Genomic DNA, 22,777 nt, shown 5'->3' with positions numbered 1-22,777 from the left:
AATTGCTTGTTACAATTTCAATTTACAGATCTAATATCAATAAAAAATGACTAACTTATAACTAGCTAATTATCAACCCTAAAAACTATTTATGAACACTTTAATTGAATCAATTTATGCTCTTGAAATTTTAGATTCGAGAGGTAACCCAACTGTAAGAGTATATGTAGAGCTTTTTGATGGGACAAGAGAGTTTTCTTCTGTTCCTTCAGGTGCGTCTACTGGGCAAAATGAGGCTCTAGAACTAAGAGACAATGACAAACGCTATGGAGGAAAAGGTGTGCAAAAAGCAGTAGATAATGTTAATACATTGATTGCGGATGCACTGGAAGGTATGGATGCCACTCGTCAAAAAGATATTGATTATACAATGATCGAGTTGGATGGAACAGAAAACAAGTCTAAGCTTGGAGCAAATGCAATATTAGGTGTTTCCATGGCGGTCGCTAAAGCAGCAGCAAAATCATTGGACATTCCTTTGTATCAATACTTAGGAGGAACCAATGCTGTACGTATACCTGTACCATGTATGAATATTCTAAATGGAGGAGAACATGCTGATAATAGTGTAGACTTTCAAGAATTTATGTTGGTACCACATGGAGCTCCATCTTTTAAAGAAGGTTTACGATATGTTGCAGAGACATTTCATATTCTAAAAGGAATTTTGAAAGACCGTGGCTTGGCAACAAGTGTAGGGGATGAAGGAGGTTTTGCTCCTGATTGTGAAAGTAATGAAGCAGCTATTGAACTGATCATTGAAGCAATTAATAAAGCAGGGTATTCTCCTGGTAAAGACCTTTCGATAGCTGTTGATAATGCAGCCAATTCTTTCTGTACAAATCTAAAAGATAATTATGATTTAGTATGGTCAGGAAGAGGAAAAATGACTTCTGACGATTTAATCAATTTAGCAGGGGTATGGTTAGAGAAATACCCAATTATTCTTTGGGAAGACCCATTAGCAGAAAAGGATTGGGATGGTTTTGCCAAATTCACCGAAAAGTATGGTAACAAAATCGAAGTGGTGGGTGATGATATTTTCGTGACCAATACCAAATACATCCAAGAAGGCATTAATAAAAAAACGGCAAATTCCTGTTTGATAAAATTAAATCAGATTGGGTCGGTAACGGAAACAATTGAAGCTGTAAGAATGTGTAGGGATGCAGGTTGGCGCTATTTCTTATCGCATAGATCAGGTGAAACGGAAGATACGTTTTTAGCCGACTTTGCAGTAGCAATGGATGGAGGTCATCTAAAAACGGGTTCAGCTTGTAGAGGAGAAAGAATTGCAAAATACAATCGTCTACTAGAAATTGAGCATGAATTAGCAGGTAGATCTGAATATAGATGGAAATAAAATACCAATAATTTAATAAGAAGTACCACCTAATAAATCTTAGGTGGTATTTTTATATAATCCATATAATTTAATACAGTTGTCGATAGATTTTTATTTTTTTTTGTCAGTAATTCTCTAAAAGAACGACTCATTAGTAAAACTGTTCAAAGTCCTTTATGAAGATGATCAAAATGAAAGATCAATCTGATTATTATTTAATACCAAACTTAACTTTTACTATGAGAACGAAATTATTGACTCTACTCTTCTCTATTTTTAGCTTAGCACTATATGCTCAGCAAGAAACTGAAACATTACCTTCAAAATATTTATATGCAGATGCAACTGTACAAATCAGTTCTGACTTTGTAGGATCTTTATCACTAGGTCACTCTTGGGGCTTGGGGCAAAAGAAGAAATTTGTTATTGGAACAGGGCTTCGATATTCCTTTTTCCAAGGGAAAGATAATAAAGAGTTTTACTCTGCTCCTCCGGAGTATTATGGAAAGTCAGACAAACAAGATACTTTGACCATTGCTAGTCCAAGTCAATCGAATATTGTTCTTTATATTTCATTGAGTTACCGCATCAAAAGTAAATTTGAAGTGGGTATGAACATCGATGCTGTAGGTTATACATTCGGAGCTGATAAAGATGCTGTTTATACAGGTAATGGAAGTAGTCAACCAACTACAGCATCTTCTGGTAATGCATCTCTTTTACTGATTGGAGCCAACGATACAGGTATGTTAAGTTCTGAGTTCTATGTACAATATCACTTCAATAAAAAGTGGTCAGCAAAGTTAGGTTTTGCACATACTTTCACAGAGTTTCAGACGCCAACGGAATTACAGGCAGGGAACAAAAGGTTTAGAGGTGTCAGTGATGGGTTAGTGATTGGAGCAAGGTATAATATAAAATAAGTCATTATGAAAAATAAGTCTCTAGTTATTTTAGCCTTATTATTTCTTAGTGTTGCCAATGTTTTTGCACAGGAGATAAATACAAGTGCTTCAAGAATTGACTTTAGCATAAGTAACTTTAAGGTGAATACTGTTGAAGGTTTTTTTAATGGTATGAGTGGTACAATTCAGTTTGATGAGAGTAATTTATCATCATCAAGTTTTGATGTTTGTATTGCGGCATCAACTGTAAATACGGATAATGAAAAAAGAGATAAACATTTAAAGAATGAAGATTTCTTTGAAGTCGAAAAATATCCAACCATCTGTTTTGTCTCTGATGAAATTATAAAAAAGGGAGATCAATACATCACCAAAGGAAGTTTAACATTACATGGTGTTACTCAAGAAGTTTCCATTCCTTTTACAAAAAATGAATCAACGTTAGTAGGTGATTTAAAAATAAATCGATTGGATTATGATTTGGGTAAAGGTACAGGCACTTTTACTGTAGGAGACGAAGTAGAAATTAAGATTACTTGTGTTTTAAATTGAGGTGTTATAAAAAAACACTCTACTCTAAAGTAGAGTGTTTTCTATTTTTACAAGAATTGATAAAGACCTAAGCCTCTACTAAATCTAATATTTCTTTCAGTTTAACGATAACGGTATCGATTTCCTCTTTAGTATTATTTTTTGAGAATGAGAAGCGAACTGAAGTTCTATCAGCTGCTCCGCCAATACCTGCAATAACATGAGAACCTTGTGATGCCCCACTGCTACAAGCACTACCTCCAGAAACAGAAATTTTCTGTAAGTCCAACGCAAATAATAGCATTCCATTCTTTTCTGAAGGAGGGAAACTAACATTAAGAACAGTATATAAACTGTTGTCAAGATCGTCACTCATACCATTGAACTGAACTCCGTCGATATGTTCAGACAATTGCTCTTTCATGTATTGCTTTACTTCTTTGATATGAGCTGTATGGCTATCCATTTCAGCAGTAGCTATTTCTAAAGCTTTTGCCAAGCCAACAATTCCCCATACATTTTCAGTACCAGAACGGATTTCTCTTTCCTGTCCACCACCTTCGATTAGTGCTGGCATTTTAGTTCCTTTTCTGATATACATAAAACCTGCACCTTTTGGTCCATGAAATTTATGTGCTGCACCAGCTAAGGTATGTATGTGTAATTCCTTTACATCTACAGGAAAATGACCTACACTTTGTACTGTATCAGAATGAAAATAAGCTCCAGATTCTTTACACAGTTCGCCTACTTTTTGGATATCAAGAATATTTCCGATTTCATTGTTACAGTGCATTAATGTAACTAATGTTTTATCACCATTTTCTTGAAGTAAAGCCTCTAATTGATTAAGGTCTAGATTTCCTTTCTCATCACAATCCAAGAAGATCAGTTCAATATTATTTTCTTGAGCTAAATGTTCTGTGATGTGTAGCACAGCATGATGTTCTAATTTTGAAGTAATGATTCTATTCAAATCATAAGCATGAACAAGACCTTTAATAGCAGCATTGTCTGTTTCTGTACCACCTGAAGTAAAGATGATTTCAGAAGGAAGTGCATTAATACATTGTGCAATGGATTTACGTGCTTTTTCTAATTCTGCTTTTGAAGCTCGTCCGTGTGCATGGGTAGAAGATGGGTTACCATAAATAGTGTCCATCGATTCGATCATAGCTTCTTTTACCTGAGGGTCAAGTTGTGTACTTGCTGCGCTATCTAAGTAAATGCTCATAGTGTGTTATATGATGATTTGAATTGGTTGGTGTATGTGGTTAAACATCACAATTTACTTCAAATACAAAGTTATCCAAAAAAACGGACAACCTCGGTAAGATTGTCCGTTTAATTATAAATTATTAAGACTTGAATAAGTTTTTGATAAACTTGATTTTCAGTTACTTATAATTTTATTGAAATGAAATTACTCAGCTTTAAACTGAATGATTTCTTTGATATCTGAAATAATCTTTTGTGCTAAGTGTTCAGCAGTTTGTTCCGTTTCAGACTCAGAATATATACGAATAATAGGTTCAGTATTCGATTTTCTTAAATGAACCCATTCTTTGTCAAATTCGATTTTTACACCATCCAAAGTATTTACTGGTTGGTTGGCGTATTTTTCTTCCATTTTTTCTAAAATCAAATCAACATCGATTTCAGGAGTTAATTCGATTTTGTTCTTAGAAATATGGTAGTTTGGATACGACTGACGAAGCATATTAGCAGAACCATTGAAGTTTGCTAATTTAGAAAGGAATAAAGCGATTCCTACTAATGCATCTCTACCATAGTGAAGCTCAGGAAGGATTACACCTCCGTTACCTTCACCACCAATAACAGCATTAGTTTCTTTCATCATCTTCACAACATTTACCTCACCAACAGCTGATGCAGTGTATTGTCCACCATGCTTTTCAGTTACATCTCTCAAAGCACGAGTTGAAGACATGTTAGATACAGTATTACCCAACTTTTTCGATAATACATAGTCAGAAACAGCTACTAAAGTGTATTCTTCTCCAAAAGGACTACCATCTTCAGTTACTAAAGCCAAACGGTCAACGTCTGGATCAACAATAATACCTAGGTGATAGTTACCATTTTCTAAAGTTCTTGAGATTTCTGTGATGTTCTCAGGTAATGGCTCAGGGTTATGAGGGAAACGACCATTTGGTTCACAGTAAAGTTTCTCAACATTATTTACACCAAGTGCTGTTAATAATTTAGGAACAGCGATACCACCTGTAGAGTTTACACAGTCGATTACAACATTAAAGTTTTTAGCTTTGATAGCTTCTACATCTACCAAATCTAAATCAAGAATCATCTGGATATGCTTATCAATGTAAGTATCATCATAAGAAACTTGTCCAGTTTGTTTGTAATCTGCGAAATCGTAAGCATCTTTTTCAGCATCAGCAAGGATTTCTCCCATTGCTTCAGCAGAAATAAACTCACCTTTAGAGTTTAATAGTTTTAAAGCATTCCAGTTAGCAGGGTTATGGCTAGCCGTTAGGATAATGCCACCAGCAGCATGCTCAAGTTCTGTCGCTAACTCAACTGTTGGAGTTGTCGATAAACCTAAGTCTACTACATCTACTCCCATTGCTTGTAGTGTACCTGAAACAATCTGAGATAACCAACCACCAGAAACACGGGCATCTCTACCCAATACTACTTTACGGTTATTGTTTTCATCATTTGCAAGGATCCACTTTGCATAAGCAGCAGAAAATTTTGCAGCATCTACAGGGTTTAATGATTCTTCGGTAGAACCACCAATTGTACCCCTAATACCAGATATGGATTTAATTAACGTCAAGGCTCAAAAAATTTTGATTAGGTCACAAAAATAAACTTTTATATCATACCAAGAATTAAATTAACATTCTTATTTAAGGATTTTCCCCAAATCAATTTGAGTAAGTTGTGTGTTGTTTGTTATCACACTGGGAAACACCTTAGAATATGTTGTATTGCTGTTCTTGATAGATGAACTGACTTTCAATATTTGAACATCAGCAGATTTTTTATTGAGAATAAGAATAGCATGAACGTCATCAACACTGTTTTTCTCAATAAAATCGTTTTCTATACAGATTCTAAGCCTTTTATTATCAATAGACAAAACACATGATTCAGCAGAAGAGAGAAAATTTATCTGTGAATTTTTAAATCGTTCGTGATGTCTTTTTAATAGGACAGGAATAGATTTCTGATTATCTGAAAAAATATAGGTGGAAATACTATTCCACTTTTGTATACTTATTATTGTACTTTTTTCATGATAAACAGACATTAATAATCTGTCTTTTTTAATTAAGAAAACAACTATTAGAGTACTGAAAACCAATAGTATTAGAGTATTGATATATAATGTGATTCTTTTTGGGTAATAGAAAGTATACATCGATAGATTGAAAAATAAGAGGCTGACAATTGTGATTGTTTTAGGAATAAATATGAGAGGTAATTGAGGCCATGAAGAGATTTTTATCAATAAAAATAAATTCCATTCGTAGATAGTGTCAAATAACCAAAGACACCACTCGTAATAAAAGTTTATTTGTGAGAGCAATAATGAGACGATTCCTAAATACATTAATATCGATGTAAGAAGTCCATTGAATAACCCAGAAATAAGTCCATATACAGGAAAGAAATGAAAATAATATAATACAAGTGGTAATGTTCCAATTTGAGTAACAAGTCCTACGGAAACTAAACCAACCGGTATTTTTAAATACCATTTTAATGATGAAATACGTTTCCAATAAGGAAATATACTAATGCTGAAAATCGCTATAAAAGATAGTTGGTAACTGATCGAAAAGAATATTGACGGGTCGTATAGTAGTAAACCAAAAGATGCTATACTAATGATATTAACAGCAAGTACTTTCCGTTTTAATAAGATACTAACTGTCCCAAGAATCATCATAACCGTAGCTCTAACTATTGAGGGGGCACCACCAACAAATAGACTATAACCAACAATAAACATACATGTGATGATAGGTTGAAGTTTATGATATCGCTTTGGAAACCATTTGATCCACCAAAGTAGATAATAGATCAACACAGACAGAATTCCTACATGCATTCCTGATATGGCTAACACATGCATACTCCCCGAAGTTTGATATACCTCTTTTTCCTTTTTTGAAAGGTGAGATTTGTCTCCAAGTAATAATGAACAAGCTATACCTTGTGATGTTGTTGAAAAAGTTTCGAAGATCAAAGAATCTACTTTAGAGCGCACATTTTCAATACCCCCTTTCTGCTGTTTTAATACAGTATATTGATTAACCTTAATTTTATAGTAGGCCTGTTGTGAAATAAAATAATCATCATAACTGAAAGAAATCAGGTGCTCTTCTTTGTTGATTTTCGACAGTTGACCTTGTATAGCAATTGAATCACCTTCTTGAATTTCAATCAAGTTTGGAAAAAGAAGAACAACGTTGTGGGTATAAAAACCTTGATCAATTTTACCGAAAATATAATATTCACTTCCTTTTTTCTTTAACTCAGAGGACGTATGAACTAGATACTTATCATTTTCATCAATTATTACAGATATGTGATGAAACGCAATGATTCCACCTAAAAAACAACAAAGATAAAGAGTGAAAGAAGCAAAGTATTTCTTGTAAGTAATTTGAAAGAAAAGGGATAGACATAGACTTACTAAAAAGGTAGATAAAGCAAGTAGAATATCACAACAATAAGTATAGGAAAAAGTGATACCCAAGATAAAGGCAATATTTATCCAGAAGAAAGGAGCTTTATGAATCATGAATCGTTGAGCGAGAAGTTGGTAATAGTTTATTTTATATCTGAAAACTAATGAAAATTATCGAAACACTTTTTATTTTTGAATGTCAACTATTCTAACTTTTTAATTATGAAATTAACTCACTTACTTTTTATACTGTTTTCAGTCCTGTTATTCACTTCATGTGAAAAAGAAAGCAATTCCCAAGAAGAGGAACAGGACGGAACAACAATTTTTGATTTTTTTCCTGATATGGGTATCGGGGAAGATGAAACTGTAGAAGATAAAACAAAGCTAGAAACACCAGAAATAGAGGTTGATACTCTTGTAATAGAAGAGAAAAATATCCAAGAGAAAACAGAAATCGTTGTGGAGAAAGAGGTGCTTTTACATGAGGAAATCGAAGAAGAAGACCTTGATACAGAAGAGTTGCCAGAAATAAATGAAGATCTAGTTGACGAGGAGATTCTATTAGACTACGAGTTCAAAGAGTTAGGATTTAAGTTTAAAGCGATAGAGGAAGTATCCTTCAAACAAGCAACGGTGTCCGATAAACATTTTGATAAGGGATTAATAGCTCGATTTACAACAACCTATAGCTATTTTGATGTATACGATATGGACCGTTCAATAAATTGGAGTGGAGCAGGAGATTTTGCTGAATTTGGACAAGGTTTTTACGAAAGATCAAAAAATGTTTGGGGAGGAAAGTATGGGATCTTTGCTAAAAGAAGAGCTTATACTTTTCATGCAAAAGCAATGATTGGTGAGGATATGAATTATTCCAATATCAAAAAATTCAAGTCAGATCGAGAACTAAATGAAGAAGATTTAGTTAATGTAAAAGTGGTCTTTTTCGGAAGAGGAAACTTTGGCTATCGATTGATTTATAATCCAGAAGATCCTTATATCGCAAAAATTGAAAAAACGGTGGAGTTTTTTACTCCAGAGGCGAATTAATTACTGTAAAATTAAAGTCTACGGTAATATTTTTATTCACCTTTACCATACCCATCATTTTCTTAGGAGGGGTAATACCATATTGAGTGATATCTAAGGTTTTGAATCCAATAATCTTAAAGTTATCTTCAGATATAGTCTCTACCTGATACTCAATAGTTTCTTCTCTAGTTTGACCCGCAATTGACATCAATGTATTACCTACACCTTTTAGTTGGCCACTGTCAGGATCTTTAAAGATGTGCATGGATAGAATCTTCATAGAAATATTGGGGAACTGATCTTCTTCCAATAGTTCTTTAAATTCTTTATTCATCAAGGAGATACCACAATCAAAACAATTGACTTTAAAATCAATTCCTGAGTGGTTTACTGGGGTAAGTTGCTTGAATATTTTAGTAGTAAAGGTAAGCGTACTACTTTCTGATTGGGTAAACTGACAGTCAAAAGAACTGACATTAGTTTTACCTGTAATTTCCATACTTACATCAGGTTCTACCGATAAAAGGTAGTTTCTAGTAGTCGACTCTTGACCCATGCAAATAATGGAAGTAGCTAAAATTAGGAATACACTGTGGAAATAATTCATGATAATTAGGAAGCTATGCTAGTTAATAAACAAAAATAAGTAATAATGGGTGCCCTTGAAAAAGTTTGGTATTACCTTTATTATTTATTAGGCATTTACCTCTTAATATTAGATAATAGGAATTAAAAATACACCCGTTTCGGTATGAATAAGTATACTCTTAAAGTAAAAGAGGTTGTGAATGAAACAGCCGACACTGTCACTATAAAATTAAAACAACCGTTGTTTCGAAAATTGAAGTATCAATCAGGACAATTTGTTTCTGTTTTTAGTTCGATTGGAGATAAGAAAGCCATTAGATCATATTCTATGTCTTCATCTCCTCAATTGGATGCAACGGTAGATATCACTGTAAAAAGAGTAGAAGGAGGATTGGTCTCTAATCATCTTAATGATGCAATTAAAGCTGGAGACTCTATGGAAATTGGAGATCCAATGGGACAGTTTCTAATTGAGCCTGATAGCAACCTAGAAAGGAATATATTCTTATGGGCAGGGGGATCTGGTATTACACCTTTATTCAGTATGATGAAGAGTATCTTATTTTTCGAAAAAAGAAGTAAGGTATTTTTAATCTATGGTAATAGAAACGAGAATACAATCATCTTTAATGAACAAATAGATGAACTGAAATCTAAATTTGAAGACCGTTTGGAGATCATTCATGTATTGAGTAAACCTTCAGCTGCTTGGGGAGGGTTCTCTGGTAGAATTGATGATGTTATGGCTGTAAATATTATTAATAGATTAAGTATTGATAAATCTGAGCATTTCTTATGTGGACCAGAAGGAATGATGGAATCTGTAGAGAGTGCTTTGAAAAGATTTAAAGTTTCGTCTTCTAAAATATTTAAAGAAAGCTTTGTTCCTGCATCAGAAAGTGGAGCTGTGAATGTAGACCTTTCTACACAGACAGTATCTATCGAAATCGATGGAGAAGAACATGATGTCGTTGTGAACCCAGGTACAATGATTCTAGATGCTGGATTAGATGCTGGTTTGGATATTCCTTACTCTTGTCAAAACGGAGTTTGTACGGCTTGTAAAGGAAAGTGTGTTTCTGGTAAAGTGGAGATGGGAGAGACTTCAGTATTATCTGAAGCAGAGAAGCAAGAAGGCTATGTATTAACATGTATTAGCCAACCATTAACAGAAAATGTTAAAATCACATACGATTAAATCGGTTGTTGATATTTATTTACTAAAATTTGTTAGGTATTCTTGGAATAATCAAATTTTAGTAGTTACTTTGAAACATCGAAAGATTGAAGAAAAAAAGAACCCTTTGTCTATAAGACAAAGGGTTACTCCAACTCCTCTTCAATCTGTTCATTTCGCTAAACTTATATCTTATTATTTTTACTAACGCATTCACTAACAAATTGTAGTTTTAAAAATACTAAGTAAAAATATTTTTTTCGTATCTATTTGTAAACAGTCTCTTCAGTCTATTCCTCTGACAGAATTTTTTAACCTACTGACTGTAATAAAAGCAAATCAACTCCTCTTCTTTCTTCATCTATTCATCTGACATTTATTTGATATTGCTTTCATATCTAATAACGGCCTTGATGCGGTTATGGTTATGAAATTAGATCTTAATTAACTAATTTTTTCCTTTTTTAGGAACTCATAATCTCAAATTATTTCCTTTTTCTTTTCTTAGAAAAGTACAAAAGAGGGGTGTGTGCTTTACATACCCCTTTTCTTATTGTATTATACTAATATTTGATGCCTATATCGTCTCTTTTCTCTTTATTGATATTTTAAGACTTCTTTTGATGGTCATCATCATCATTTTTGACATAAAGTGTTTGCGTAGGGAAAGCGAATTCAACACCAACTCTTTCTGCAGCTTTCAAAACATCAAAAAGTAGAGCCTCTCTATTTTCAAGTTCTTCAGTCCAGCTAAAAGTTTCGAAATAAACATATAGCATAACTTCTAATGAAGCAGCTGCAAGATTATTTAATCTCACATGATAAAGGTCTTTCTTTGTTTTAGGGTGTGCTTCAATACATTTCTTCACTTCCTCGATAAAAGCTTCAATTTTTACTGTAGGTGTATTATAAGGAATTGAAAGCATGGTATTGTATCTTCTCAACTTTCTTTGACCAAGGTTGTCAATATTGCTATTCACCATTACTCCATTAGGTATACTTAGTAGAGAATCTGTAAAAGTCCTTACTCTAGTACTTCTAAAACCTATTTCCTCAATGATGCCTTCCTGATTCTGTACTGATACCCAATCACCAACTTGAAATGGTTTATCTAAGAAAATCATGATTGAACCAAAGAAATTTTTGACAGTATCTTGAGCAGCAAACGCTAAAGCTACACCACCAAAGGAAATCCCTGTAATTAATCGAGATATATCAAAACCAAAGATTTTTAAAGCGAGTAGGACTCCAAAAGTGATAAAGATAATTCGTAAACAAGCTTTTAATACAGGAAGAAGGTTTTTATCCAAAACGTTATTATTCTGAATAAAATCACTGAACCTAATGACAATTACATCGGCCAAATGATATAGAATAATAAATACATTATAGATGAATAGCAGCTTCACACCCGTCATAATATAATAAGTGATATATTCTGAGAGCAGAAGGAAAGGGATAAGGTAATACCAAAAAGCACATATAATTATGGTTGCTAGTGGTAAACGGAATTTTGGTAAGATAAGGTTATCAATTTCCTGCTTTTTGAGTTTACTAAATATCCGCTTTAGAAACTTTTTAGAAATCCATTCACCAACTCTATAATAGATATAGGTCATGATAATCAATAAGAATATGGAGGTCCATTGCCACAAATTGATTCCCATGAAAACTTCTTCTGACTGTTGAATAGAAGAAGCGAAAAGAACTAAATTACTGGTAAACGAAGGATAACTATCTTTAAAGAGCTCATTAATTCGATTGGTAGAATATTCTGAATATCTCCATTCTCCATTTTCTTGTCGGTCCAGATAGATATTATTGATCTTACTAGAGATAAAATATCTATGTGTTTGTGTCTTTTTATCTATGTAATCTTTTTCTAAAGGAAAGTTGATAGAATTAAGATAGATCCCCTCTCGAAAATAAATTAATTTCAATTGAATGGCGAGTCGTCTCAATTCATCTTCAGTCCATTTCCCTTGAGGGAAGGCTTTAATTGCTACCTCAGGATGGAAGTTATCTTCTTCAAGGTTTTCAAGGTGTGTATGGATAGTATGGTATGGAGTACTTAACGAATATTCTATACTATCTAACGATTTGAAATCATAGAATAGATGATCTTCTGGATAACTACGACGTCCATCTTGGTCATCATTTTCTTCTCCAAATGTGATGAATGGAAAAAGAAATACTATTACGTATATAAGAAATTGTTTGATCGACATATTGCAATGCAGAAATTATAGATAAAGAGACATCTTTAAAATAACGATAATAACCCTAAGACCCATAGTATTACATGATCGAATCCTACTAAAATATGCTTCTTTCTAAAAAAAATAGGCTGATACTTTCCATGAAGTACCAGCCTAAATTATGTATAGCTCAATTCTAATTATTCAATTGCACCGAATGTTGACAGTAATTGACGTACATCTGCTACTGTTTTTAAGTTATATCTTGCAGCAGAAGCCCCTAAACCTACTTTGATAGTGTAAGCTTTCTTAGGAAGAGCTTGGAATGTATCTTCATCCGTTACGTCATCACCAGCAGCGAAAACAAAATCATAGTCGTCGTCTGCTAAGAATTTTAACGCAGCTTTTCCTTTATTCACATCTTGCGATTTTACTTCTACTACCTTGTTTCCATGCATTACCTGAAGGTTCATGTTAGAAATTAAATAGTTGAGGTTACCTACAAGTTCTCTAGCTCTTAAATCACCGAAATCAGCATCTGCTTTACGGTAATGCCAAGCTACAGAGAATGCTTTTTCTTCAACAAATGACCCTGGAGTACGGTCAACATAACGATCGAGGATATTACTGATTTTTGATTTCCAATCAGAATTTAAGTTATCGATCATTTCAAAAGGAGTATTTCCTCTTCTTAACCAAATACCATGTTCAGCAATGATATCGACTTTAAAATCACTAAACCATGCTTCTAATGTCTCTTTATCTCTACCACTGATAATAACGACCCTATTTCTATCGTCTTTCGTTAAGATTTTCATGATTTCTCTTAATTCTTGATCAGGAGAAACGGATTGAGGATCGGCAGCAAAACCTTTTAGTGTACCATCGTAATCTAAGAAGATAATACGTTTTTGTGCCTTTGTATATTTTTCGATCATTTTAGATCTCGACTCGTCAGATAATAATCGCATGTTCATTGCTCTTTGACGTTCAATAATGTTATCCAGTTGATTCATAAAAATTTCTACCCATCGGTGAACATTGTATCGTCTCACCTTTTTCTGCATTTCTTTCATTCGGGACCTTTGTTCGTCCTCAGGCATAGTCAATGCCGTATATAGTGCTTCAACAATCTGATTCTCGTCATTAGGATTGATAAGAATTGCTTCAGAAAGTTCTTTGGCAGCACCGGCCATCTCACTTAAAATAAGAACGCCTTGTTGGTCTGTTTTACTTGCTACAAACTCTTTACAGACTAGGTTCATACCATCACGAAGCGGTGTAACCAAACCTACCGTAGATGCTTTATATAAAGCAGATAAACCTTCAAAACTAAATGATCTATAGAAGTAGTGAATCGGAGACCAATTCATTCTACTGTACTTACCATTTATCTTACCAACAAGTGTATCGATTTCTTCTTTTAAATGTTGGTATTGGTCTACCTTATCTCTAGATGGTACTACTAATAGGATTAAAGATACTTGCCCCTGATATTCTGGGTATTTTGATAGGAACTTATCAAATCCTAAAAGACGGTGCTTGATACCTTTACTATAATCCAATCTGTCAATAGAAAGGATCGATTTATTTTTACTAAGCAAGTCTCCATATGCGATAACTTTTTGCTTTGTCTTTTCAGAGTCAGCAGCTTTTTCAAACTTATCGTAATCGATACCCATTGGGAAGGCATCAACAGAAACTAATCTATTTTTTACTTTTAAAAGACCAAGAGAACTATCATATCCCAATAGACGGTTGACTGAACTTAAGAAGTGTCGCATATCATCATAGGTATGGAAACCAATTAAATCAGCACCTAGTACCCCTTCTAGAGTTTCTTTACGCCATGGTAATAGACGGAAAATCTCGTAGGATGGGAAAGGAATATGTTGGAAGAAGCCAATAGTAGCATTGGGTAGTGCTTCTCTTAACATACCTGGAAGAAGCAATAACTGATAATCATGTACCCAAATAGTATCTTCGGGCTCAGCATGTTGCAAAATCGCATCTCTGAACATCTCATTCACATGGATATACGAATCCCATAAATCTTTTTCATAGGTTGCATATTCAGTGAAATAGTGGAAAAGAGGCCATAATGTTTTATTAGAATACCCTTCGTAGAACTTTAGAACATCTTCTTGGGTTAAAAAAACAGGTGCCATGTTGTCTTTTTTAAGCTCAACACCAATATGTTCTTTTTCCTTTTGGTCGTGATCGTAAGTTCCAGGCCAGCCAATCCAAAGGTTACCACCTTGTTTGTAAGTAGTACTTAATCCTGTTGCAAGGCCTCCAGAACTAGGTTTAAAACTTAGGGAATTATCTGCATTTTTATTTACAGTGACCGGAAGTCTGTTCGAGACAATAATTGTTTTTTTTGACATAGACTTTTGTTAGTTAAATTTTTTGGTAGTTAGAAACATTAAAGAATAAACTGGAGCACACGTTCCCAATTTAAAAAAGCCCAAACACCAACTCCTCCACAGAGTATCCCAATAAAAATGCCTAAGAGTAACATTTTTTGGTTATGTTGTCGTTCTTTTAGTTTTATTTCTAACTCAATTTCCTCTGGGAGGTCAGAAATGAGCAATAAATGATTTTCTCTTTCTTTAATCTTTTCATCATAATCAATGAGTTCCTTATTTTTGTCATCAATTATATCCTGATATCCTTCAAGGACATCTTGGACATTTTCTCTGGATTGTTTTAATTCATCAAATAGATCATCTAGTTCTTCATGATTGATGACTTTCCTTTTTTTACCGAAAGGAAAATAAATATAAATCCAAAGGATAATGATAACAGAAGTAAGTATTCCGATCCACCACCATAAGTATTGCTGAAGGTGTTGGACCCATTGAAACCAAACATCATTCATAAATAGAAGTTGTTTATATCACGGTATATAATGAAAAAATCATTTTTTAATCTTAATAAAGATAGGATTTATTCACCATCAATTAAAAGATCTGAATTTTTTTCTTCAAATAAGTAGGGTAATCTTCTTTATTGATGTATTATTAATAAATGTTAATCAAATCTAATTACAAGTTCATAATATTTTTCTCTCTAAAGAATTTCTAAATGATACCAGAAAACGATCATGAATTTATAGATAAAGCACTAAAACACTATGACCAAGAAAGTACTTCTAATAAGGATCAGGTAGATGACAATAGTGATAAGGAGCTGAGTTTATTAAATAAAGTATCAGATGAGTTAAGTAACATGTCTATCCCGACTTCCAAAAAGTCTAAGGAGCAGTCATGGTCAGAAATATATGGGAAAATAAATAGTGAGACGGTAAAGCAAGCTGAAGCAAGTTTTATTGATATGTTGTTTTCTCCAAAGTACATGAAAAAAGTAGCTGCAATTGCTGGAGTATTTGTAGGACTTTATGCCATGTGGTTTTTCCTTAGTGGGATACAAAATGTAACTCCTTCTGATGGAACATTGGAATATACTTTCCCAGACGGTTCAACCGTTTTCTTGAAAAAGGGATCCAATATCAGATACCTGAAATCAGGTTTTGATGGAAATGTCTATTTGAATGGCCATGCACAGTTTCATCTAAATGCTGTTCATGAAGGAGGAGTATCTTATGAAGTAAAGACAGATCGCTCAATAATCTTAGCTGATGCAGGCAGTATATTTGATGTAAGGGATGATTCTTATTTATATCATATTACAAACATTGGAAGGCCTCTTGTCCAAGTGAGAACACCACATCAAGATGAGGCGACTAGTAATATATTATTGAAAAAAGGCAATAGCTTGAAAACAAAGTCTGCTGAATTAGGCGATGTATTACAAGGAGATCTGACACATATCAATTGGCCTAAAGGACACTTTATCTATCATGAAGTACCCTTATCTATGGTACTCTTTGATTTCGAGAATCAATTTGGAGTTAAGGTAGTTCATTCTTTACCAGAGTTATCAAACAAGGTATTTTCTGGAAGTTTTAAGGATGAAAATATCAATGCTGCATTATCTGATTTAACAAAAGATCTTGCACTTAACTTTAGATTAGAAGGAGAGAGTGTGATATTAAGTGATATCAACAATTAATTTTTATTGCTTGAATACAAAAAAGGCTGTCTTAGTAAACTAAGGCAGCCTTTTTTATTAAATCTAATGTATCAAACTTAGACTTTGATCTCAACATCAACACCTGACGGTAAGTCAAGTTTCATTAATGCGTCTACTGTCTTTGGAGAAGACGAGAAGATATCGATCAAACGCTTGTAAGTACAAAGTTGGAATTGCTCACGTGATTTCTTGTTAACGTGTGGTGAACGAAGAACTGTGAACTTTTCTTTCTTAGTTGGAAGAGGCACTGGACCTGCAACAACTGCGTCTGTTTTCTTAACAGCTTCAACGATCTTAGCAGCAGATTTGTCTACTAAATTGTGATCGTATGACTTAAGTTTGATTCTGATTTTTTGTGTCATATCTTTTTTGAATAAAGTTAGCCGTCCGCTAACTAGTTGTATGTAATTCATAAACTCTGAACCTACCGTTGTAGGTTCAGGAGTTCATGATTATTGACAATTTATAATTACTTCTTAGCTTCAGCAATTACGTCTTCAGCAACGTTTCTTGGTACTTCTTTGTACTCAGAGAAAGTTAATGAAGCAGATGCACGACCTGAAGTAATAGTACGAAGGTCAGTTACATAACCGAATAACTCTGATAAAGGTACATCAGCTTTGATTACAACTGCACCGTTAGAGATCTCTTGTCCTTTCGGAAGACCACGACGCTTGTTGATATCACCGATTACAGCACCAGTGTACTCGTCTGGAGTAACTACAGAAACGTCCATGATAGGCTCAAGGATGATTGGCTGACAAGATTTTGCTGCCGCTTTGAAACCTAATTTTGCTGCTAATTCAAATGATAATGCATCTGAATCGACATCATGGTAAGAACCGTAGAATAAACGAACACGCATAGCATCGATTGGGTAACCTGCTAAAGCACCGTTATCCATTGCTGCTTCGAAACCTTTTTGGATAGCTGGGATAAATTCTTTTGGAATTACACCACCTTTGATTTCGTCAACGAATTGTAAACCTGGCTTAACAACACCATCCTCGTCTGGCTCAGCTGGGCCAAGTTCGAATTGGATGTCTGCGAATTTACCTTTACCACCAGTTTGTTTCTTGTAAGTCTCTCTGTGTTCAGTAGAACCTTTGATCGCCTCACGGTAAGCAACTTGTGGAGCACCTTCGTTAATTTCAACGTTGAATTCTCTCTTAAGACGGTCAATGATGATCTCCAAGTGAAGCTCACCCATACCTCTTAAGATAGTTTGACCAGTTTCGTGGTCAGTTTCAACTGTAAGCGTTGGATCCTCTTCTACTAGTTTAGCGATAGCCATACCTAATTTGTCTACGTCACCTTTTGTTTTAGGCTCAATAGCAATACCGATTACCGGCTCAGGGAATACCATCTCTTCTAATACGATTGGAGCACCAAGCTCAACAAGAGTATCACCAGTTTTGATGTCTTTGAAACCTACACCCGCACAGATATCACCTGCCTCAACTTGAGGGATTGGATTCTGCTTGTTCGAGTGCATTTGCATCAAACGAGAGATACGCTCTTTTTTACCAGTACGCATGTTCAATACATACGAACCAGCTTCTAAAGTACCAGAGTAAGCTCTTAAGAAACATAAACGACCTACGAATGGGTCAGTAGCGATCTTAAATGCTAACGCTGAGAATTTATCTGAAGCATCTGCCTTACGAGTCTCCTCTTCACCTGTTTCAGGGTTAGTACCTTTTGTATCAGGTAAGTCAAGTGGAGATGGTAAGTAAGAACATACAGCGTCAAGCAGTGCTTGAACACCTTTGTTCTTGAATGCAGAACCACACATTACTGGAGAGAATTCCATGTTCATAACAGCCTTACGAACTGCAGCACGAACTTCATCAGCAGTAATTGAATCTGGGTCTTCGAAGAATTTCTCCATCAACTCCTCATTGTGAGTAGAAACCGCCTCGATAAGGTTTTCTCTCCACTCAGCAACTTCGTCAACCATGTCAGCAGGGATGTCGATTACTTCATAAGTAAATCCTTGGTCAGCTTCGTTCCAAACGATTGCTTCGTTTGTAATTAAGTCAACAACACCTCTGAAACCTTCTTCAGCACCGATTGGTAATTGTAAAGGAACTGGAGTTGCACCCAATTTCTCTTCAATTGTTTTCACTGCTTTTAAGAAATCTGCACCAGCACGGTCCATTTTGTTGATGAAACAGATACGAGGTACCTTGTAGTCATCAGCTTGACGCCATACAGTTTCAGATTGAGGTTCTACACCAGAAACGGCACAGAAAAGAGCTACAGCACCATCAAGTACACGTAATGAACGCGCTACTTCTACTGTGAAGTCAACGTGACCAGGAGTGTCAATGATGTTTACTTTGTACTCTTCAGATGCAGGAGTAGCCTTACCCTGTTCAGTTGGGTAATTCCATGTAGTGGTTGTAGCAGCAGAAGTAATCGTGATACCACGCTCTTGCTCTTGCTCCATCCAGTCCATTGTTGCAGCTCCGTCATGTACCTCACCAATTTTGTGAGATTTACCTGTATAATAAAGGATACGCTCTGTTGTCGTAGTTTTACCAGCATCAATGTGAGCCATGATACCGATATTCCTTTGGTGCGAAAGATGGATCTTCTTAGCCACGGATTATTAGAATCTAAAGTGTGAAAATGCTTTATTTGCTTCTGCCATACGATGTGTATCGTCTTTCTTCTTCACTGCAGCACCCTCTCCACGAGAAGCAGCAATGATTTCGGCAGCTAAACGTTCTTTCATAGTACGTTCGTTACGCTTTCTAGACATAGTGATCATCCACTTCATGCCTAAAGACGTTTTACGATCTGGACGTACTTCTACTGGCACTTGGAAAGTAGCACCACCTACACGGCGAGCTTTAACTTCCACTGCAGGCATTACGTTAGAAAGACCTTTCTTCCATACGTCTAATGCGTCAACAGTTTCGCCTTCTTTTGAAAGTTTTTGCTCAACAATCTCTAACGCGTTGTAGAAGATGCTGTATGCAATACTTTTCTTTCCGTCAACCATTAAGTTGTTAACGAATTTTGTTACCATAGTATCACCAAATTTAGGATCTGGTAATACGTAGCGCTTTTTAGGTTTTGCCTTTCTCATTTCTTAAAAGAATAAACAATTTTAGAGATGTCCTTACTGACAATGAATGTCTTGACTTCAGGACTTGGACTTTAAATTAATTTTGTAAGTTCAGACTAATTAAGCCTTAGGCTTCTTAGTACCATACTTCGAACGACGTTGACCACGTCCTTCAACACCTGCAGTATCAAGTGCTCCACGAACGATGTGATATCTCACACCAGGAAGATCCTTAATACGACCACCACGAATCAAAACGATTGAGTGCTCTTGCAAGTTATGTCCTTCACCTGGGATGTAAGCGTTGACTTCCTTACCGTTAGTCAAACGAACCCTAGCTACTTTACGCATTGCCGAGTTAGGCTTCTTAGGCGTAGTAGTGTAAACTCTTGTACATACACCTCTACGTTGAGGGCATGAATCTAATGCTGGAGATTTAGATTTTACTACAATCTTTTTTCTCCCTTTTCTAACAAGTTGTTGAATAGTAGGCATTTACTTAAATTTTAATTTAAATGCGTCTAACGTTCGATACTATTAATTCTCGAATGCAAAAATTTTACAGTGGGCAAAGGTATCAATTATTTCCGTTTTTTCCATTCTTTTATATAAACTATTTGTTATGAGTTTGTTATCATCTTTTAATTTGGTTGTTAATAAAATATAACTCACTGATTTTTACAGTTTAAGACCTTCTTTTTATCACAATTGACTGAAATACATAACTGTAACTATTCGCTGAAAGAGAGGAAATAATTAAAAAAGAGGAACAAAAAGTTCATAAAAACTTCTTATTCCTCTTTATTTAGTCAATAGCATTGAAGTATTTCAATACAATTTCAACGATAAAAATGCAGCAGAATGGTTATTTTTTTGACTCTGCAATTACATCTTGAGCAATATTTGCCGGCACTTCTTTATATTCTGAGAAGGTTAACGTAGCAGATGCTCTACCTGATGTAATCGTTCGCAAATCAGTAACATACCCAAATAATTCTGATAAAGGTACATCAGCTTTGATAACAACAGCTCCATTCGCAATTTCCTGACCTTTCGGTAAGCCTCGTCGTTTATTAATGTCTCCAATTACTGCACCTGTATATTCATCTGGTGTGATAACCGAGACATCCATAATCGGTTCTAAAATGATTGGAGTACAAGATTTTGCAGCATCCTTAAAGCCTAATTTTGCAGCTAATTCAAAAGATAGTGCATCTGAATCGACATCATGATAAGAACCATAGAAAAGTCGTACTCTCATGGCATCAATTGGGTATCCGGCGAGTGCTCCATTATCCATAGCTGCCTCAAAACCTTTCTGAATAGCAGGAATGAATTCTCTAGGAATAACACCACCTTTGATCTCATCAACGAACTGAAGACCTGGTTTAATTACACCATCTTCATCTGGTTCAGCTGGACCAAGTTCAAATTGAATATCGGCAAATTTACCTTTACCACCAGTTTGTTTTTTATAGGTTTCTCTATGTTCAGTAGAAGATTTAATCGCTTCCCTGTAAGCTACCTGAGGAGCACCTTCGTTGATTTCTACATTAAACTCTCTTTTTAATCGATCAACGATAATTTCAAGGTGTAGCTCACCCATACCTTTTAAAATTGTCTGACCTGTTTCGTGGTTGGTTTCTACAGTTAAAGTAGGGTCTTCCTCTACCAATTTAGAAATGGCAATTCCTAATTTATCTACATCACCCTTGGTTTTAGGTTCGATCGCAATACCAATTACAGGTTCAGGGAAGACCATTTCTTCTAAGACAATTGGTGCTCCTAATTCTACTAGAGTATCGCCAGTTTTAATGTCTTTAAAACCAACGCCTGCACAAATATCACCAGCTTCCACTTGTGGAATAGGATTTTGCTTATTGGAGTGCATCTGCATCAGACGTGAGATTCTTTCTTTTTTTCCTGTACGCATATTGAGTACATAAGACCCTGCAGCTAGAGTTCCGGAATAAGCTCTTAAGAAACAAAGGCGGCCAACGAAAGGATCTGTTGCGATTTTAAAAGCTAATGCAGCGAATTTATCACTAGCATCTGCTTTACGTGTTTCTTGTTCACCTGTTTCAGGATTAGTACCAATTGTGTCTGGCAGGTCCAAAGGTGATGGCAAGTAGGAACAAACAGCATCTAGTAATGCTTGAACACCTTTATTTTTAAATGCTGACCCGCACATCACAGGAGAAAATTCCATATTCATAACAGCTTTTCTTACAGCTGCTCGAATTTCATCAGCTGTAATGGAATCAGGATCATCGAAGAATTTCTCCATTAATTCTTCGTTATGGGTTGATACGGCTTCAATGAGATTTTCCCTCCATTCGGCTACTTCATCGACCATGTCTGCCGGAGTATCGATCACTTCGTAAGTAAAGCCTTGGTCAGCTTCGTTCCATACAATGGCTTCATTTGTGATGAGATCGACAACCCCTTTAAAGTTTTCTTCAGCTCCAATAGGTAGTTGTAAAGGGACCGGGGTGGCGCCTAACTTTTCTTCAATTGTTTTTACGGCTTTTAAGAAGTCGGCACCGGCTCTATCCATTTTATTGATAAAACAGATACGAGGAACTTTGTAATCATCTGCTTGACGCCATACAGTTTCTGACTGAGGTTCAACACCTGAAACGGCATCAAAAAGTGCGACAGCACCATCAAGAACTCTGAGCGAACGAGCTACCTCTACGGTAAAGTCTACGTGACCAGGTGTATCGATGATGTTGACTTTGTATTCTTCGGAAGCAGGAGTAACTTTTCCTTGTTCAGTAGGATAGTTCCAAGTGGTAGTGGTCGCTGCCGAGGTAATTGTAATACCTCTTTCTTGCTCTTGTTCCATCCAGTCCATGGTAGCAGCTCCATCGTGAACTTCTCCAATTTTATGAGATTTACCAGTGTAATATAATATACGTTCAGTAGTAGTGGTTTTACCAGCATCAATGTGAGCCATGATACCAATATTTCTTTGGTGCGAAAGACTAATTTTCTTTGCCACGATTATTTATAGTTTAAGTTGGGTGATAAGATTTTGTATTTCTATCAATTGATTGATTTCGGTGACAAAATTTACTACTTAATTTCATTATTATCAATGAAATAAGGTTCATTTTAGATAGAGATATTTTATTCTA

Annotated in this window: 18 protein-coding genes; 6 read left to right on the top strand and 12 right to left on the bottom strand. The window is 35.1% G+C overall.

Going from position 1 to position 22,777, the window contains the following annotated elements:
• The first annotated feature begins 91 nt into the window (after positions 1-91).
• The 3 genes from eno to QL232_RS19675 all read left to right on the top strand — a co-directional run bounded on the left by eno (position 92) and on the right by QL232_RS19675 (position 2,802).
• The gene (eno, locus tag QL232_RS19685; RefSeq protein ID WP_281615478.1) at positions 92-1,363 is read left to right on the top strand and encodes a phosphopyruvate hydratase; all 1,272 of its coding nucleotides are present in this window, start codon (positions 92-94) and stop codon (positions 1,361-1,363) included.
• Between the two features lie 221 nt (positions 1,364-1,584).
• Positions 1,585-2,268: a hypothetical protein gene (locus tag QL232_RS19680; protein ID WP_281615477.1), complete on the top strand. Its 684-nt coding sequence runs from the start codon at positions 1,585-1,587 to the stop codon at positions 2,266-2,268.
• Between the two features lie 6 nt (positions 2,269-2,274).
• A complete protein-coding gene (locus QL232_RS19675) occupies positions 2,275-2,802 on the top strand; it encodes a YceI family protein (protein WP_281615476.1) in 528 nt (175 codons plus the stop codon).
• Between the two features lie 67 nt (positions 2,803-2,869).
• On the opposite strand, the gene QL232_RS19670 is transcribed toward QL232_RS19675, so the two are convergent.
• The 3 genes from QL232_RS19670 to QL232_RS19660 all read right to left on the bottom strand — a co-directional run bounded on the left by QL232_RS19670 (position 2,870) and on the right by QL232_RS19660 (position 7,582).
• Entirely contained in the window at positions 2,870-4,015 is a 1,146-nt protein-coding gene (locus QL232_RS19670; protein WP_168883716.1) for a cysteine desulfurase family protein, read from the bottom strand.
• A gap of 189 nt (positions 4,016-4,204) precedes the next feature.
• A complete protein-coding gene (gene glmM, locus QL232_RS19665; protein WP_281615475.1) occupies positions 4,205-5,605 on the bottom strand; it encodes a phosphoglucosamine mutase in 1,401 nt (466 codons plus the stop codon).
• A gap of 69 nt (positions 5,606-5,674) precedes the next feature.
• Positions 5,675-7,582, bottom strand: a complete 1,908-nt coding sequence (locus QL232_RS19660) for a ComEC/Rec2 family competence protein (RefSeq protein WP_281615474.1) — start codon at positions 7,580-7,582, stop codon at positions 5,675-5,677.
• A 108-nt stretch (positions 7,583-7,690) separates the two neighbouring features.
• Here QL232_RS19660 and QL232_RS19655 point away from each other — a divergent pair, with 108 nt between their 5' ends.
• Positions 7,691-8,521: a hypothetical protein gene (locus tag QL232_RS19655; RefSeq protein ID WP_281615473.1), complete on the top strand. Its 831-nt coding sequence runs from the start codon at positions 7,691-7,693 to the stop codon at positions 8,519-8,521.
• On the opposite strand, the gene QL232_RS19650 is transcribed toward QL232_RS19655, so the two are convergent.
• Complete coding sequence (locus QL232_RS19650; RefSeq protein ID WP_281615472.1) at positions 8,502-9,110, bottom strand: hypothetical protein; 609 nt, start codon at positions 9,108-9,110, stop codon at positions 8,502-8,504. The two genes, QL232_RS19655 and QL232_RS19650, sit on opposite strands and share 20 nt — an antisense overlap.
• 144 nt (positions 9,111-9,254) lie before the next feature.
• Here QL232_RS19650 and QL232_RS19645 point away from each other — a divergent pair, with 144 nt between their 5' ends.
• Positions 9,255-10,289 (top strand): ferredoxin--NADP reductase, encoded by a 1,035-nt coding sequence (locus tag QL232_RS19645; protein WP_168883721.1) that lies wholly within the window; start codon positions 9,255-9,257, stop codon positions 10,287-10,289.
• Between the two features lie 587 nt (positions 10,290-10,876).
• On the opposite strand, the gene QL232_RS19640 is transcribed toward QL232_RS19645, so the two are convergent.
• From QL232_RS19640 to QL232_RS19630, 3 genes are all read right to left on the bottom strand, one after another.
• Positions 10,877-12,496: a mechanosensitive ion channel family protein gene (locus tag QL232_RS19640; RefSeq protein ID WP_168883722.1), complete on the bottom strand. Its 1,620-nt coding sequence runs from the start codon at positions 12,494-12,496 to the stop codon at positions 10,877-10,879.
• Between the two features lie 170 nt (positions 12,497-12,666).
• The gene (locus tag QL232_RS19635) at positions 12,667-14,853 is read right to left on the bottom strand and encodes a bifunctional alpha,alpha-trehalose-phosphate synthase (UDP-forming)/trehalose-phosphatase (protein ID WP_281615471.1); all 2,187 of its coding nucleotides are present in this window, start codon (positions 14,851-14,853) and stop codon (positions 12,667-12,669) included.
• 38 nt (positions 14,854-14,891) lie between these two features.
• Complete coding sequence (locus QL232_RS19630; protein ID WP_168883724.1) at positions 14,892-15,347, bottom strand: hypothetical protein; 456 nt, start codon at positions 15,345-15,347, stop codon at positions 14,892-14,894.
• Positions 15,348-15,553: 206 nt separating this feature from the next.
• Here QL232_RS19630 and QL232_RS19625 point away from each other — a divergent pair, with 206 nt between their 5' ends.
• Positions 15,554-16,540: a FecR family protein gene (locus QL232_RS19625; protein WP_281615470.1), complete on the top strand. Its 987-nt coding sequence runs from the start codon at positions 15,554-15,556 to the stop codon at positions 16,538-16,540.
• Positions 16,541-16,617: 77 nt separating this feature from the next.
• Here QL232_RS19625 and rpsJ read toward each other — a convergent pair whose 3' ends face one another.
• The 5 genes from rpsJ to fusA (QL232_RS19600) form a co-directional block, all read right to left on the bottom strand.
• Entirely contained in the window at positions 16,618-16,923 is a 306-nt protein-coding gene (gene rpsJ, locus QL232_RS19620) for a 30S ribosomal protein S10 (protein ID WP_044227810.1), read from the bottom strand.
• Positions 16,924-17,030: 107 nt separating this feature from the next.
• Positions 17,031-19,169, bottom strand: a complete 2,139-nt coding sequence (gene fusA, locus QL232_RS19615; protein ID WP_281615469.1) for an elongation factor G — start codon at positions 19,167-19,169, stop codon at positions 17,031-17,033.
• A gap of 6 nt (positions 19,170-19,175) precedes the next feature.
• Entirely contained in the window at positions 19,176-19,658 is a 483-nt protein-coding gene (rpsG, locus tag QL232_RS19610; RefSeq protein WP_044202332.1) for a 30S ribosomal protein S7, read from the bottom strand.
• A gap of 99 nt (positions 19,659-19,757) precedes the next feature.
• Positions 19,758-20,132: a 30S ribosomal protein S12 gene (rpsL, locus tag QL232_RS19605; protein ID WP_168883727.1), complete on the bottom strand. Its 375-nt coding sequence runs from the start codon at positions 20,130-20,132 to the stop codon at positions 19,758-19,760.
• 370 nt (positions 20,133-20,502) lie between these two features.
• Positions 20,503-22,641 carry an elongation factor G gene (fusA, locus tag QL232_RS19600; RefSeq protein ID WP_281615468.1) on the bottom strand — a complete coding sequence of 713 codons (2,139 nt, stop codon included), beginning with the start codon at positions 22,639-22,641 and terminating at the stop codon, positions 20,503-20,505.
• Positions 22,642-22,777 lie beyond the last annotated feature (136 nt).

The organism is Flammeovirga sp. SubArs3 (genome assembly GCF_947387565.1).
Classification (GTDB): Bacteria; Bacteroidota; Bacteroidia; order Cytophagales; family Flammeovirgaceae; genus Flammeovirga; species Flammeovirga agarivorans.
The sequence above is the reverse complement of the archived record's forward strand: the minus strand, read 5'-3'. Positions and strand labels throughout refer to the sequence as shown.

What these genes read in the sequence shown, in the direction of transcription:
- eno (WP_281615478.1), top strand. Translation starts at nt 92, where the DNA reads ATGAACACTTTAATTGAATCAATTTATGCTCTTGAAATTTTAGATTCG.
- QL232_RS19680 (WP_281615477.1), top strand. Translation starts at nt 1,585, where the DNA reads ATGAGAACGAAATTATTGACTCTACTCTTCTCTATTTTTAGCTTAGCA.
- QL232_RS19675 (WP_281615476.1), top strand. Translation starts at nt 2,275, where the DNA reads ATGAAAAATAAGTCTCTAGTTATTTTAGCCTTATTATTTCTTAGTGTT.
- QL232_RS19670 (WP_168883716.1), bottom strand. Translation starts at nt 4,015, where the DNA reads ATGAGCATTTACTTAGATAGCGCAGCAAGTACACAACTTGACCCTCAG.
- QL232_RS19660 (WP_281615474.1), bottom strand. Translation starts at nt 7,582, where the DNA reads ATGATTCATAAAGCTCCTTTCTTCTGGATAAATATTGCCTTTATCTTG.
- QL232_RS19655 (WP_281615473.1), top strand. Translation starts at nt 7,691, where the DNA reads ATGAAATTAACTCACTTACTTTTTATACTGTTTTCAGTCCTGTTATTC.
- QL232_RS19650 (WP_281615472.1), bottom strand. Translation starts at nt 9,110, where the DNA reads ATGAATTATTTCCACAGTGTATTCCTAATTTTAGCTACTTCCATTATT.
- QL232_RS19645 (WP_168883721.1), top strand. Translation starts at nt 9,255, where the DNA reads ATGAATAAGTATACTCTTAAAGTAAAAGAGGTTGTGAATGAAACAGCC.
- QL232_RS19640 (WP_168883722.1), bottom strand. Translation starts at nt 12,496, where the DNA reads ATGTCGATCAAACAATTTCTTATATACGTAATAGTATTTCTTTTTCCA.
- QL232_RS19635 (WP_281615471.1), bottom strand. Translation starts at nt 14,853, where the DNA reads ATGTCAAAAAAAACAATTATTGTCTCGAACAGACTTCCGGTCACTGTA.
- QL232_RS19630 (WP_168883724.1), bottom strand. Translation starts at nt 15,347, where the DNA reads ATGAATGATGTTTGGTTTCAATGGGTCCAACACCTTCAGCAATACTTA.
- QL232_RS19625 (WP_281615470.1), top strand. Translation starts at nt 15,554, where the DNA reads ATGATACCAGAAAACGATCATGAATTTATAGATAAAGCACTAAAACAC.
- rpsJ (WP_044227810.1), bottom strand. Translation starts at nt 16,923, where the DNA reads ATGACACAAAAAATCAGAATCAAACTTAAGTCATACGATCACAATTTA.
- rpsG (WP_044202332.1), bottom strand. Translation starts at nt 19,658, where the DNA reads ATGAGAAAGGCAAAACCTAAAAAGCGCTACGTATTACCAGATCCTAAA.
- rpsL (WP_168883727.1), bottom strand. Translation starts at nt 20,132, where the DNA reads ATGCCTACTATTCAACAACTTGTTAGAAAAGGGAGAAAAAAGATTGTA.